The 14980-nt window shown below is 32.8% G+C and carries 15 protein-coding genes; all 15 read left to right on the top strand.

The genetic code is table 11. The features are described 5' to 3' along the window. The 15 genes from pgsA to miaA all read left to right on the top strand — a co-directional run bounded on the left by pgsA (position 1) and on the right by miaA (position 14972). Positions 1-594 (top strand): CDP-diacylglycerol--glycerol-3-phosphate 3-phosphatidyltransferase, encoded by a 594-nt coding sequence (gene pgsA / locus ACGHJ8_RS08245; RefSeq protein ID WP_211964046.1) that lies wholly within the window; start codon positions 1-3, stop codon positions 592-594. A gap of 1 nt (position 595) precedes the next feature. Then, entirely contained in the window at positions 596-1051 is a 456-nt protein-coding gene (locus tag ACGHJ8_RS08240; protein ID WP_087357930.1) for a CinA family protein, read from the top strand. Between the two features lie 44 nt (positions 1052-1095). Further along, the gene (recA, locus tag ACGHJ8_RS08235; protein WP_211964047.1) at positions 1096-2136 is read left to right on the top strand and encodes a recombinase RecA; all 1041 of its coding nucleotides are present in this window, start codon (positions 1096-1098) and stop codon (positions 2134-2136) included. Between the two features lie 146 nt (positions 2137-2282). Further along, the gene (rny, locus tag ACGHJ8_RS08230) at positions 2283-3836 is read left to right on the top strand and encodes a ribonuclease Y (RefSeq protein WP_087357932.1); all 1554 of its coding nucleotides are present in this window, start codon (positions 2283-2285) and stop codon (positions 3834-3836) included. A 42-nt stretch (positions 3837-3878) separates the two neighbouring features. Beyond that, positions 3879-4661, top strand: coding sequence for a TIGR00282 family metallophosphoesterase (locus tag ACGHJ8_RS08225; protein WP_211964048.1), 783 nt, complete (start codon positions 3879-3881; stop codon positions 4659-4661). A 47-nt stretch (positions 4662-4708) separates the two neighbouring features. Continuing rightward, a complete protein-coding gene (locus ACGHJ8_RS08220; RefSeq protein ID WP_390539771.1) occupies positions 4709-4969 on the top strand; it encodes a stage V sporulation protein S in 261 nt (86 codons plus the stop codon). Positions 4970-5031: 62 nt separating this feature from the next. Continuing rightward, complete coding sequence (locus tag ACGHJ8_RS08215) at positions 5032-5277, top strand: hypothetical protein (protein ID WP_205089026.1); 246 nt, start codon at positions 5032-5034, stop codon at positions 5275-5277. Between the two features lie 78 nt (positions 5278-5355). After that, entirely contained in the window at positions 5356-6798 is a 1443-nt protein-coding gene (miaB, locus tag ACGHJ8_RS08210; RefSeq protein WP_390539769.1) for a tRNA (N6-isopentenyl adenosine(37)-C2)-methylthiotransferase MiaB, read from the top strand. Next, on the top strand, positions 6782-7126 hold the full coding sequence (locus ACGHJ8_RS08205) for a YlbF family regulator (protein ID WP_390539767.1): 345 nt from the start codon (positions 6782-6784) through the stop codon (positions 7124-7126). The genes miaB and ACGHJ8_RS08205 overlap by 17 nt, the downstream gene beginning before the upstream one ends. A 66-nt stretch (positions 7127-7192) precedes the next feature. Then, positions 7193-8701 (top strand): IMP dehydrogenase, encoded by a 1509-nt coding sequence (locus ACGHJ8_RS08200; RefSeq protein ID WP_087357938.1) that lies wholly within the window; start codon positions 7193-7195, stop codon positions 8699-8701. Between the two features lie 94 nt (positions 8702-8795). Then, the gene (gene cotE / locus ACGHJ8_RS08195) at positions 8796-9302 is read left to right on the top strand and encodes an outer spore coat protein CotE (RefSeq protein WP_390539765.1); all 507 of its coding nucleotides are present in this window, start codon (positions 8796-8798) and stop codon (positions 9300-9302) included. Between the two features lie 94 nt (positions 9303-9396). Continuing rightward, positions 9397-11886 carry a DNA mismatch repair protein MutS gene (gene mutS / locus ACGHJ8_RS08190; RefSeq protein WP_087357940.1) on the top strand — a complete coding sequence of 830 codons (2490 nt, stop codon included), beginning with the start codon at positions 9397-9399 and terminating at the stop codon, positions 11884-11886. Between the two features lie 14 nt (positions 11887-11900). After that, positions 11901-13700, top strand: coding sequence for a DNA mismatch repair endonuclease MutL (gene mutL, locus ACGHJ8_RS08185; protein WP_390539763.1), 1800 nt, complete (start codon positions 11901-11903; stop codon positions 13698-13700). Next, positions 13700-14059 carry a phage holin family protein gene (locus tag ACGHJ8_RS08180; protein ID WP_211964058.1) on the top strand — a complete coding sequence of 120 codons (360 nt, stop codon included), beginning with the start codon at positions 13700-13702 and terminating at the stop codon, positions 14057-14059. Before mutL ends, ACGHJ8_RS08180 begins: the two co-directional genes overlap by 1 nt. Further along, positions 14052-14972, top strand: a complete 921-nt coding sequence (miaA, locus tag ACGHJ8_RS08175; RefSeq protein ID WP_211964060.1) for a tRNA (adenosine(37)-N6)-dimethylallyltransferase MiaA — start codon at positions 14052-14054, stop codon at positions 14970-14972. Before ACGHJ8_RS08180 ends, miaA begins: the two co-directional genes overlap by 8 nt. The last annotated feature ends 8 nt before the right edge of the window (positions 14973-14980 follow it).

The following is a 14980-nucleotide window of genomic DNA, read 5'->3' as shown; positions in this document are numbered from 1 at the left end:
ATGAATTTACCCAATAAATTAACAACAATTCGTTTAGTGAGTGTCCCATTATTTATTATTGTTTATTTAATACCTTATCAATCTTTAGGAATTCAAATACCTGTTTTTCATATATTATCCTCATCATTATCATTATTGGATATAGTCTTATTTTTCATTTTTGCTTTATCAGCATTGACAGATTATTTTGATGGTTATATTGCACGTAAATATCATCTGATTACAACTTTTGGAAAGTTTATTGATCCAATTGCTGATAAACTGATTGTCAATACAGCATTATTATTATTAGCGTCATCTCAGGATATCCATATCATTATTCCTATTATTATGATTTCCAGAGATACGATTGTTGATGCTATTCGTCTGGTTGCCAGTCAGAAAAATATTGTTCTGGCTGCCAGTTATTTAGGTAAAGCGAAAACAATGACACAGATGATTGCGATTTGTTTATTATTGTTGAATAATGTTGTTTTTGCAGGATTGCATATCCCAATGGATCAGATCATGATCTGGATAGCAACGCTGATTTCATTTGTGAGTGGTGTGGATTATTTTATGAAGAATCGTCAATATATTTTGGAGAGTATGTAGAATGGAAGAATTAGCACAGTTATTAATGCAAAGACAGATTTCTATTAGTAGTGTGGAAAGTTTTACTGTTGGTGGTTTTGCTAAAGCGATTGGAAGTATCAGTGGTATTTCTGCAGTTTATCGAGGAACTTTAGTGAGTTATCAGACACGTATTAAAAGAGATGTTTTGCATATTGATGAAAAAGTTATCAATCAATTTGGAGTTGTTTCTCAAGAAGTGGCAGGTTTAATGGCCATTCAAGGACAAAAGCTTTTTGATTGTGATTTATGTATTTCGTTTACTGGAAATGCTGGACCATCTGCAATGGAGGGAAAACCAGTCGGTTTAATTTATATTGGAATTGCTTATCAGGAGCATATTCATACATTTTGTTATCATCTTTCTGGAAGTCGTGATGATATTCAAAAACAGGCTATTTTGTTAGGAATTGAAAAAATTTTAGAAATTTTGAAGTAATTTCTCAAAAATGTGTTGTATATAAATAGTAGGAGGAATATTTTATGGCAGAAAAGAAAGTGAAAAAAACGGAATCAGTTGATGAAAAAAAGGATAAAGCATTGACTGATGCTATTCATTTGATTGAAAAACAATTTGGTAAAGGGTCTATTATGAAACTTGGTGATCGTGTGGCTGTAGATATTGATGTGATTCCAACAGGATCACTGACTTTGGATGCGGCACTGGGGATAGGAGGTTATCCTAAAGGACGTATTATTGAGATATATGGACCAGAATCAAGTGGGAAAACAACATTAACATTACATGCGATTGCAGAAGTTCAAAAACAGGGTGGACGTGCAGCTTTTATTGATGCTGAACATGCTATTGATCCAGTTTATGCGAAAAATCTGGGGGTGGATGTTGATGAGTTGATTTTATCACAGCCAGATAGTGGTGAACAGGGATTGGCCATTGCTGAAACATTGGTAAAAAGTAATGCGATTGATCTGGTTGTTGTCGATTCAGTAGCAGCTCTGGTTCCACAGGTCGAACTTGATGGTGAAATGGGTGATAATTCGGTAGGCTTACAGGCACGTATGATGTCTAAGGCTATGCGTCGTTTATCTGGATTGATGAATAAAACATCTTGTACGATTATTTTTATTAATCAGTTAAGAGAAAAAATTGGTGTGATGTATGGGAATCCAGAAACAACAACAGGAGGTCGTGCTTTAAAATTTTATGCTTCTGTACGTATTGAAATCAGACGTAGTGAAGCCATTAAAAATGGTAGTGAAATTATCGGAAATAAGGTCAATATTAAAGTTGTGAAAAACAAAGTATCACCACCTTTTAAAACAACATCGGTCGATATTATTTATGGGAAAGGGATTGCCAGAGATGGGGAAATCATTGATTTGGCAGTAGCTCATAATATTATTGATAAATCTGGAGCGTGGTATGCTTATCAAGGTGAAAAGATTGGTCAAGGAAGGGAAAATGTTAAAATTTTCTTAGCTGAGCATCCAGATATTATGTCTGAAATTGAAGAAAAAATTAAAACACAGATATTTGCATCTCAAGAAGATGAGTCAATATAATTTCTATATTGGCTTTTTTTGTTGTCTAATGGGTGAACATGCAATCTTTTGATATTTTATTGTCAATTTCACAAAAATACGATATAATGTTATATGTGCGTTATGCACAAATAGAAATTTGTCATAGGAAATAGGAGGAAAAGATTATGGATGAAAACCTTCTTACTATTGTTACCTATGTTCTTTGTGTCGCTTTGGGATTTGGTTTATATTTTCTTTTAACAAAATTAGGTATTTCAAAAGCTCATGGAGATGCCACAAAAATTGTTGAAGAAGCGAATTCTAAAGCAGATAATATTGTCAAAGAAGCTATTCTTGATGCAAAAACACAGGCTTATGAATATAAGCTGGAAGCAGAAAAAGAAATCAAGGAACAGCGCTTAGAAGTTACTAAATTTGAAAACAAGCTATTGCAACGAGAACAAAATATTGATCGTAGAGATATTGCTTTACAGGGTAGAGAAGATGTTTTGGAAGAAAAAGCAGAGCAATTAGAAAAGAAAAGTGAAGAACTAGGGAAATTAGAAGCTCAATTGAAGAATCAGATCGATGAAAAGATTTCAGAATTAGAGAAGATTGCAGCAATGAGCGCTAATGAAGCAAAGGAAGAATTGTTTAAACAAGTTGAACAAAAAATGTCTAAAGAAGTTACAGCTTATATTAAGGAGCAGGAAGATGAAGCCAAGTCTAAAGCTTCGCTTTATGCTAAAGATATTATTGCAGCGGCTATTAATCGTTATTCACAAGAAGAAACGATTGAAAGAACGGTTAATGTTGTGGCTTTGCCAAGCGAAGAAATGAAAGGACGTATTATTGGACGAGAAGGAAGAAATATCAAGGCTATTGAAAATGCAACAGGGGTTGAATTGATTATTGATGATACACCGGAAGCTATTACTATTTCATGTTTTGATCCAATTCGTCGTGAAATTGCACGTCTATCATTAGAAACTTTGATTCGTGATGGAAGAATTCAACCTGGACGTATTGAAGAAGTTGTTCAAAAAACAAAAAATGAATTGCGTGAAGTGATTCAAAAAACAGGTGAAGATGCTATTTTTGAATTGGGATTATCGCGTGTTCATAAAGAAATTGTGATGTTGATTGGAAAGCTGAAATATCGTACAAGCTATGGGCAAAATGCTTTACAGCATTCTTTAGAAGTTGCACATTTTGCCGGTATGATGGCAGCAGAACTGGGCTTAAATCAACAACTGGCAAGACGTGCTGGTTTATTACATGATATCGGGAAAGCCATTGATCATGAAATGGAAGGGAGTCATGTAGAATTAGGTGTCAAATTTGCTAAAAAATATGGTGAAAATGCGACTGTTGTTAATGCGATTGAATCACATCATGGTGATGTAGAACCAACGAGCGTGATTTCGATTTTAGTGGCTGCTGCTGATACATTATCTGCTGCCAGACCGGGAAGTCGCAGTGAAACGATTGAAAATTATATTCAACGTCTTGAAAAACTGGAAGAAATTTCAAAAGGTTTTGATGGTGTTGATAAGGTCTTTGCGATACAGGCAGGACGTGAAATTCGTGTTATTGTCAAGCCAGATCAGGTTGATGATTTGATGAGCCATCAGCTGGCAAGAGATATTAAAGATAAAATTGAAAATGAATTAACATATCCTGGTCATATCAAAGTGACTGTTATTCGTGAAGTCCGTGCAAATGAAATTGCCAAATAGAAGATAGGGGAACCTATCTTTTTTTAGAAAGTAGGAGAGAACATGAACATTCTTTTTATTGGTGATGTTTTTTCTTCAATTGGTCGAGAGATGATTGAGCGTTATTTACCAATATTGAAGGAAAAATATCATATTGATATTGTTATAGCAAATGTAGAAAACGCAACTCATGGAAAAGGTTTGATCAAAAAGCATTATCATGATTTTTTGTTTCAAGGTATTTCTTTGATGACAATGGGAAATCATACTTTTGCGAAAAAAGAGTTATTTGATTATATTGATGAAGCAGATCGTTTGATTGTGCCTTATAATCAGCCAAAGGCTTTACCCGGTGTCGGCAGCCGAGTTATCCTTTGTAAAAATCGTCAGATCAGAGTGACAAATTTACTGGGGATTACTTTTATGGATGGGAAATCACAAAATCCTTTTGAAGCCATTGATGAAGTTTTAGACAATGATCAAAGTGATATACATATTGTTGATTTTCATGCAGAAGCAACAAGTGAAAAGGTTGCTTTAGGATATTATCTGGATGGAAAGGTATCAGCTGTTCTAGGAACACATACGCATGTTACAACAGCAGATGAAAAGATTTTGCCAAAAGGAACAGCTTTTCAATGCGATGTTGGGATGACGGGACCTTATCATAGTGCTATTGGCTGTGATGTCGAGAGTATTATTAAACGTATGAAAATGGGAATTATGACTCCATTTCAGATTGCTGAAAGTGAAGGACAGTTATGTGCAACTCTGTTAAAATTTAACGAAAAAAATCAATGTACTCATATTCAAAGAATTTGTATTGATCCAAATCATTCCATATAAGTATATTTTTCCTCCTTGTTCATATATTAAAGCAGGGAGGAATTTTTATGGAAATGATGAGAGTATCGTCAACTTCTCAACCAAGCAAGGTTGCAGGAGCATTAACGAGTTTATTAAGAGAGCATCAAAGGGTTCAAATTCAGGTGATTGGAGCAGCTGCTTTGAATCAGGCAATGAAGGCTATTGCGATTTCAAGAGGGTATATTGCTCCAAGTGGTTATGAACTTTATTGTGTCCCTTCGTTCTATGATTTGATGATTGATGAGCAGGTGATTACATCATTAAGATTAAATGTGGAAATGAAATGAAAAGGCTTTATTTTTTTTATGAAAGTGTTATAATAGAAATGTGAAAACAAGGAGGAAATATTATGGCAAAATGTAAATTATTAATGTCTACTGCTCAAGTTCAAAAATTAATTGATTTTTTTGATGGGTATGAAGATGATAAAGTAAAATGTAAATTTGTGAAGAAAACAGGAATCAAAGCTGAAATTGAATGTGAAACAGAATTAAGCCCTGATGAAGCTGCTTCTTATTGTAAAGGATTATTTAAGAAAACACCTGAAGGTGGAGTTTTATACTTCTCAATTCAACCAGATGGATTCTTTGGATAAAAAATAAGGACAATGTCCTTATTTTTTTCTTTTCTATTTTGATTTATTTGATATAATAGAGCAGAAAGTGGTGAGAAAATGAAAGATTATAGTCAATATTTTAAAGGTCCATCTTTAAAAGATGCCAAACATAGAGGAAAAGATGAAATTCATCATATTAAAGATGCTTATGAAATTCCTGTGGATATGGTAGGAATAGGAAAAGGACAAAAATATTTTATTCAGACATATGGATGTCAAGCTAATGAAAGAGATAGTGAAACATTGGCTGGAATTTTAGAAAGTTTAGGATATAGTCCAACAGATGAAATCAAAGATGCTCAAGTTGTTTTATTAAATACTTGTGCGATTAGAGAAAATGCTGAAGAAAAAGTTTTTGGAAAAATTGGTTATTTGAAAAAAGTCAAAAGAACAAATCCAAATATTATTTTTGGTATATGTGGATGTATGGCACAGGAAGAAGTTGTTGTACAAAAGATTTTAGAGAAACATCCACAAGTTGATTTGATTTTTGGAACACACAATATTCATCGTTTGCCAGTTCTGTTAAAACAGGCTATGTTAGATAAGGAAATGGTTTTAGAAGTCTGGTCAAAAGAAGGTGATGTGATTGAAAATTTACCAAGTCATCGTGCACATCCATATAAGGCATGGGTTAATATTATGTATGGCTGCAATAAGTTTTGTACATACTGTATTGTTCCTTATACACGTGGTAAAGAAAGATCTCGTTTAAAAGAAGAAATATTAGATGAAGTCAAAGAATTGAAAGATAATGGATATCAGGAAATCACTTTATTAGGTCAAAATGTCAATTCTTATGGTAAAGATTTTCATAATGATTATGATTTTGCTTCTTTACTAGAAGATGTAGCCAAAACAGGAATTCCACGTATTCGTTTTACAACGAGTCATCCTTGGGATTTTAGCGACGCTATGATTGATGTTATTGCCCGTTATGATAATATCATGCCGGCTATTCATTTACCTGTTCAATCTGGAAATAGTGAAGTTTTAAAGCGTATGGGAAGAAGATATACAAGAGAAGATTATCTCACTCTGTTTGATAAAATCAAGACAAAGATTCCTGATTGTACGATAACAACAGATATTATTGTTGGTTTCCCAGGTGAAACGGATGCTCAGTTTGAAGATACACTGTCATTATATGAGTATTGTGAATATGACTTGGCTTATACTTTTATCTATTCTCCACGTGCAGGAACACCAGCTGCAAAAATGGAAGATGATATTGATATTCATACCAAAGAACAGCGTTTATATCGTTTAAATGATTTGGTCAATGAAAAAGCTTTAAAACAAAATCAAAAATATCTAAATGAGGTTGTGGAAGTTCTGGTGGAAGGGACTTCTAAAAGAGATGATCAAATGTTGACAGGATATACAAAACATCAAAAATTAATTAATTTTAAAGGAAATCCTCAACATATTGGACAAATTGTTCCCGTACGTGTTACGGAAGTGAAAACGTGGGCTTTAAAAGGTGAAGAAATTGAATAAAGATGTTTATGAAAAAGCAATGGCTTTGCATCAATGGATTATGGAACAGGAAGTTGTACAGGAATATCAAAAATATGAACAACAGATGAGCAGTCATCAAGAATTGAAGGACTTGGAAGAAACATTGAAACAATTACAACAAAAAATTGTTCAAGCCAAGCATACACAGCTTGATTGTCGTGAACTGATCCAAGAATATAAAGTGAAGAAGAAAGCTTTTGATCAACATCCTCTTGTTTATAATTATTTGATTTTAAAAGAAGAAGTGAATACATTATTACATCAGATTCAAGATGATATTAATTTAGAATTGAAGAAAAAGAGTTGACGAAAGCATGAAAACTCTATATAATTTTTTCAATAAATGACAATATAAGGGAAAAGGAGAAAGATTATGGCATATTTTTTTGAAGAACCATCACATACATTTAATGAATATTTATTAGTACCTGGATACTCAAGTGCTCAGTGTCAACCTAAAAATGTAAGTTTAAAAACACCGTTAGTAAAATTTAAAAAAGGTGAAGAACCAGCATTATCATTGAATATTCCACTTGTATCAGCAATCATGCAATCTGTATCAAATGATACAATGGCGATTGCTTTAGCCAGAGAAGGTGGCGTTTCATTTATCTATGGTTCACAAACTGTAGAGGCACAAGCTGAAATGGTAAGAAAAGTTAAAAATTATAAAGCAGGATTTGTTCCAAGTGACTCTAATATTGCTCCTGATCAGACATTACAGGATGTTATTGCTTTAAAAGAAAAAACTGGACATTCTACAATGGCTGTGACAGAAGATGGAACACCTAATGGAAAATTAGTAGGAATTGTAACTGGTAGAGATTATCGTATTTCTCGTATGTCTTTAGATACAAAAGTTTCTGAATTTATGACACCTTTTGAAAAACTTATCACTGCCAAAAGTGGTGTTTCATTGAAAGAAGCCAATGATATTATTTGGGATAACAAATTAAATGCTTTACCTATTATTGATGATCAACAAAAATTAGAGTACTTTGTCTTTAGAAAAGATTATGAATCAAGAAAATCTAATCCTAATGAATTATTAGATGATTCAAAAAGATATGTTGTAGGAGCTGGAATTAATACAAGAGATTATGCAACACGTGTTCCAGCGTTGGTAGAAGCTGGTGCTGATGTTTTATGTATTGATTCAAGTGAAGGATTTAGTGAATGGCAAAAATTAACAATTGAATGGATTCGTGAACACTATGGTGATAGTGTAAAAGTTGGGGCTGGAAATGTTGTAGATGCGGAAGGATTTAGATTCTTAGCTGAATGTGGTGCTGACTTTGTCAAAATTGGTATTGGTGGTGGTTCTATTTGTATCACCAGAGAACAAAAAGGAATTGGTCGAGGACAAGCGACAGCTACGATTGAAGTTGCCAAAGCCAGAGATGAATACTTTAAAGAAACTGGTATTTATGTTCCAATCTGTAGTGATGGAGGAATTGTTCATGATTATCATATGACTTTAGCGTTGGCTATGGGTTCTGATTTTATTATGTTAGGAAGATATTTCTCTCGTTTTGATGAATCGCCAACAAATAAAGTCAATATTAATGGACAATATATGAAAGAATACTGGGGTGAAGGAAGTGCCCGTGCTAGAAACTGGCAACGTTATGATTTAGGAGGAGATGCTAAACTTTCATTTGAAGAAGGTGTCGATTCTTATGTTCCATATGCTGGGCCTTTAAAAGATAATGTTGGTTTAACTCTTGCTAAAATTAAATCAACAATGTGTAACTGTGGTGCTTTAACAATTCCAGAATTGCAACAAAAAGCTAAAATTACACTTGTTTCTTCAACAAGTATTGTTGAAGGTGGTGCACATGATGTTGTGTTAAAAGACTCAACACCATCACATAATCAATAAGATACTTCTAAGGAGGTATCTTTTTTATATTTATGTCAAAGAAAAAAGAGTGGTAATTTAGGAAATTTATCATATAGTATAGAGAGGTGGATTTATGAGTCATAATATTAGAGAAATCTATACGAAGGCGATTGTCGCTAAAGGGAAAAAGCTATCAAGGATTACGTATAATTTTACATTGAATCACTTTCCTGATGATATATTGGGTTGCTGGATTACCAACCATCATTATGAGGCAGCTATTAAAAATAAAATTCCAAAAATGATAGGAACTTTTGATGTTCATATCTGGTATAGTTATCATGATGAAATGGATTCGATAGTTGAAAAACATCAAGTGACTTATATTGATGATATGCAAGTGACAAAAAAAGAAGATCGTGAATTTGAAAGCAGTGATCAGGTGAAAGGAAGATGCTTGAATAAACCAAAATGTTTATCAGCATCACATAATGGAAAAGATGTAACTATGGAGATTGAAAAAGAAATGCAAATTGAAATTAGTGGAGAAACATGTATTAAAGTGGAAGTCAAAGATGAAGAAGAAATATGGGATGATCTGGAGGATATTGAAATTAACCCACATTTCATTAAAAGCTGATGGAAGATGCTTTTTGCATCTTTTTTTAATGGTGAAATCTTTTCATTATTTTACAAAATATGCTATAATGTTAAAGTTATAAAGGAGGGCTATCATGAAGCAAAAGTATTCACCGATGATGATGCAATATTTAGAAATTAAAGAACAGAACCAAGATGCGATTGTAATGTTTCGTTTAGGTGATTTTTATGAAATGTTTTTTGATGATGCCATTGTTGTTTCTAAAGCCTTAGATTTAGCTTTGACAGGTAAAAATGCTGGGGTGAAAGAACGTGTGCCTATGTGTGGTGTGCCATTTCATTCGGTAAGTGGTTATATTCAAAAATTAATTGATTTAGGGCATAAAGTGGCGATTGTAGAACAATTATCTGAACCGGGGAAAAAAGGAATTGTCAAACGTGGAGTTGTACAAATTATTACACCGGGAACAATCATGGATACATCACTCAATGAAAAGCGTAATCATTATATTGGGGCTTTAGGAATCTTTGATTTTAATTATACATTAGCTTATTGTGATATTTCGACAGGTGAATTTTATGTTGTGAATATAGATAAAAAAGAACATATTCTTAAAAATTATATTGATTCATTAGGTTTAAAGGAAATTGTTGTTTCTGAGGATTGGTCAATGGATGGTTTGTTTATATCTCATTTTGAAGATGACCATTTTAATGATCAATATAAAAAAATTTTTGAATCTTTAAGTGATTTAAAACAAATCAAAATGTGTTCGTTGCTTTTAAATTATATGTTAGATACGCAAAAAAGAGAGTTAGAACACCTTCAAAAGATTCAAGAAGTGAAAACTGAAGATTATATCTATATGGATTCTTATACAAAGAAATCTTTGGAATTGATTAAAAACTTAAATAATGAAAGTTATGGAACTTTACAATGGTTATTAGATGATACTAAATCAGCTATGGGTGGTCGATTATTAAGACAGTGGATTGAAAGACCTCTGGTCAATCAAGAAAAGATTGAAAAACGTATGGATATTATTGAAGTCTTTATTGATAATTTTATTGAAAGAGAAACCATTAAAGATATTATTAATGATATTTATGATTTAGAAAAACTGGCTGGACGTATTGCTTTTGGTAATGTCAATGCCAGAGATTTGAAATGGATTGCTTCTTCATTGAATGTTGTTCCAGAATTAAAACATCAGTTATTATCATTAAATACATCTTATACTGATGAATTGGCTCATCAGCTTGTTGATTTATCCCATTTAACAAAAGCGATTGATGATGCAATTGTGGATAATCCCCCATTGACTGTTAAAGAAGGTGGGTTGATTAAAAGTGGATACAATCAGGAATTGGATGAATTAAGATATATTCGTGAAAACGGAAAACAATGGCTGAGTGAATTTGAAGCAAAAGAAAGAGAAAGAACAGGGATTAAAGGGTTAAAAATTGGTTATAATCGTGTTTTTGGATATTATATTGAAGTCACAAAAAGTTATTTACCAATGATTAAAGATGAATTTGAGTATACAAGAAAACAAAGTATTTCTAATGCTGAACGTTTTGTAACACCAGAATTAAAAGAAATGGAAGCGAAGATTTTAAGTGCTAATGATAAAATTGTTGCTTTAGAATATGAAATCTTTGTTCAGTTGCGTGAATATATGAAAAAAGATGTTCATCTGATTCAGGATGTTGCAGGAGTGATTGCACAAATTGATGTCTATCAGTCACTGGCTTCAAAGGCTAGTCAAAATAGTTATGTCAGACCTGTTTTCAATCTGGAACATCGTTTACATATTGTTAATGGGCGTCATTCCGTCATTGAACAAGTGATTTCACGTCAAAATTATGTTCCTAATGATATTGATATGTCACAAGAGCAGTCTATTTTGTTGATTACTGGTCCTAATATGGGTGGGAAATCAACTTATATGCGTCAAATAGCTTTGAGTGTGATTATGGCTCAAATTGGTTCTTTTGTTCCAGCAGATGAAGCTCATATGCCTATTTTTGATCAAATTTTTACAAGAATTGGTGCCAGTGATGATTTGATATCTGGACAATCAACATTCATGGTTGAAATGCTGGAAGCAAATAATGCTTTACGTTATGCCACAAAAGATTCATTGATTATATTTGATGAGATTGGACGTGGAACGGCAACGTTTGATGGGATGGCTATTGCACAATCTATTATTGAATATATTGCTTCTTCGATTCAATGTATTACGTTGTTTTCTACCCATTATCATGAATTAACAATGATGGATGATTCTTTCCATATTCAAAATGTACATGCCAGTGCCTCTATTGAAGATGATCATATTGTTTTCTTATATAAGATTAAACCCGGGAGAAGTCATCGTTCCTATGGAATTAATGTAGCTCAATTAGCCAAACTTCCAGATGAAGTCATTCAGCGTTCACAAGTGATTTTAGAATCATTAGAAAACAATAATATTGAAAAAGTGATTAGTGAAAAACAAGAACCTCAAACAATAGTTAAAGAGAGTGTCGTGGAAAAAGCTTTATCACGTATTGATCCAATGACACTTTCTCCAATTGAAGCTTTGAGTACATTAATTGAATTAAAGAAATTATTATAAAGGTGGTGAATTTATTGGGAAAAATCAGACAATTAGATGATATTCTTTCTAATAAGATTGCAGCTGGTGAAGTTGTCGAGAGACCTGCCAGTGTTGTTAAGGAACTTGTTGAAAACAGTATTGATGCTTCTGCCACAAAAATAGATATATTTATTGAAGATGGTGGTATGCAAAAAATTAAAGTTTGTGATAATGGAGAAGGAATGGAAGAAGCCGATGCCCGTTTGTGTTTTTCAAGACATGCGACCAGCAAGATTAAAGATGATCAGGATTTATTTCAAATTATGACCTTAGGCTTTCGTGGTGAAGCGATTCCTTCTATTGCTTCAGTGAGTCATTTTGATTTAAGAACATCTACAGGCTCTCAAGGGACATCCATTATCTATGAATTTGGAAAATATCAAAATGAAAGTATCTGTGATTTACCTCGAGGAACACAAATTACAGTTACAAAACTGTTTCAAAACGTTCCCGCCCGTTTAAAATATTTAAAATCTGTTAATAGTGAGTTTGCTGCAATACATCAATATGTAGAATGTATGGCTTTGGCTTTTCCTCAAATTGCCTTTCATCTTTATCATAATGATAAAATGATTTTTCAAACGAATGGAAAAGGTCAATTATTAGAAGTTATTGCCAATATGTATGGAATTGCGACTGCTAAAAATATGTTGCCTATTCATTTAGCAACGGATGAATGGATAATTGATGGATATATCAGTAAAATTGATACATCACGTGCTTCTAAAGCAAATATTATTACACTTGTGAATCATCGTTATGTCAAAAATGTAATGAGTATTGATGCAATTAATAGTGCTTATCGTGCTTATTTAGCAGATAATCGTTTCCCAATCGCAGTGATTAATATTGAAGTCGATCCTTATCTCGTTGATGTCAATGTGCATCCTTCTAAGTTGGAAGTCCGTTTTTCTAAAGAATATGAACTAAGAGATTTGATATATCAAGGAGTCAGTGAAACCTTACAACAAGCCAATTTAACGTATCAGCCTAAAAATAAAACAACGGAAAGAGAAATATTTAAACCACAGCTTGATCAAATGACATTAGAAATGGAAGAACCAGTCATATCTGTTGTTGAAGAAAAGAAGATTATCGAAAAAAGACAATCTGTCCATGAACCTGTCTTGACTTATACGTATCAAGATCAACCAGAAGATAAAAAAGAAGATCAAATTTATTCGCAAAACAATGTAGAAACAATCAAACCAATGAAAGAGAAAATCTATGCAAAAGTACAAATACATGGAACGTATCTGATTGGAGAAAATGAAAAGGGAATGTATCTGGTTGATCAACATGCAGCACAGGAACGTATTAATTATGAATACTATAAAGACAAGTTTGCACATCTAGATTTAACGATGCAGCCTTTACTTGTTCCCTTACAATTTGAATATCCTATGAGTGAGTTTTTGATTTTGGAAGAAAGAAAAAATCTTTTAGAGAAGGTTGGTATTCATTTAGAAGTTTTTGGTGAGCATGGTTATATTGTTAGAAGTTTACCATTATGGATGAAAAAGATTGATGAGAATGTATTTGTTGATACGATGATTCAAGAAGTCTTGCATAAGAATCATTTAGATGTTGTTGCTTTGCAGGAACATGCAATCGCAACACTTAGCTGTAAGGCATCTTTAAAGGCCAATACTTATTTATCACAGGATGATATGCAGACTATCTTTGATCGTTTGATGCGTTGCGATAATCCTTATGTCTGTCCACATGGTAGACCAACTATTATTTTTTATAGTTGTTATGAATTGGAAAAATTATTTAAGAGGGTGGTATAATGCGTAAAAGTTTTTTTCGTCTGATTTTAGAGTTTATTTTAGGTGGTGCAGTAATTATGCTGACAACATATATTTTTGATGATGTCTATGTAAAGGACTTTGGTGTTGCCTGTTTAATAGCTATCGTTTTAGCATTATTAAATACTTTTGTGAAACCTGTTTTAAGTTTTATTGCTTTTCCAATAACGATATTATCATTAGGTTTATTTCAACTCGTTATTAATGGTTTTGTATTAGAAATAGCTCAAATGATCTTAGCTCCTGATTTTTATATTCCTTCTTTTGGTTTAACGATTTTGATGTCGGTTGTTATTTCGATTTTATATAGTCTGCTTGGCATAGGGAAAATCAATGACTAAAGTCATTGTGGTTGTAGGACCGACAGGGGTTGGGAAAACCAGAATGGGAGTCGCATTAGCTAAACAATTCAATGGTGAAGTCATTAGTGGCGATTCGATGCAGATTTATAAAGATATGGATATTGGAACAGCAAAAGTGACGCAGACAGAAATGCAAGGGATTGTCCATCATTGTATTGATTTATTAGAGCCTTATGAAACTTATAGTGTGAAAGATTTTCAAACACAGGTCAGACAAACGATTGATGATATTGAAAAACGTGGAAAGCTGCCTATTATTGTTGGAGGAACTGGGTTATATATCAAAGCAGCTTTATATGATTATACTTTCAATGAAACGGAAGATAATCACGAAGCTTTTCGTCAAAAATATCAACATTTATCCCATGATGAACTCTATCAGTATTTAAAATCTATTGATGAAAAGAGTGCTCAAGAATTGCATCCCCATAATCGTCAACGTGTTTTAAGGGCTATTGAAATTTATGAACAGACGGGGAAAAGAAAAAGTGAGATTGTTGCTGCACAAGAACATATTTGTCTATATGATGCCTGCTTTATTGGATTGACAATGGATCGTGAGTTATTATATAAACGTATCAATCAACGTGTAGATATGATGCAAGATGATGGACTGGAACAGGAAGTTGTCACTTTATATCAAAAAGGGTTAACACGATCTCATCAAAGTATGAAAGCGATTGGATATAAAGAATGGTTTGATTATTTTGATGGGTTGATTAGCCGTGATGAAGTTTATGAAAATATTAAAAAACATTCTCGTCAATATGCCAAAAGGCAATATACATGGTTTAGAAATCAATTTCCTGTTGTCTGGTTTGAAGTCAATATGCATGACTTTCATCAGACAATTAGAAATGTCGTGACTTATATAAAAAAATGGATTGATTAATCCATTTT

The sequence above is a fragment of the Massiliimicrobium timonense genome, assembly GCF_042850985.1.
Lineage (GTDB): Bacteria > Bacillota_I > Bacilli_A > Erysipelotrichales > Coprobacillaceae > Allocoprobacillus.
This window is presented reverse-complemented; position numbering and strand designations above follow the sequence as displayed.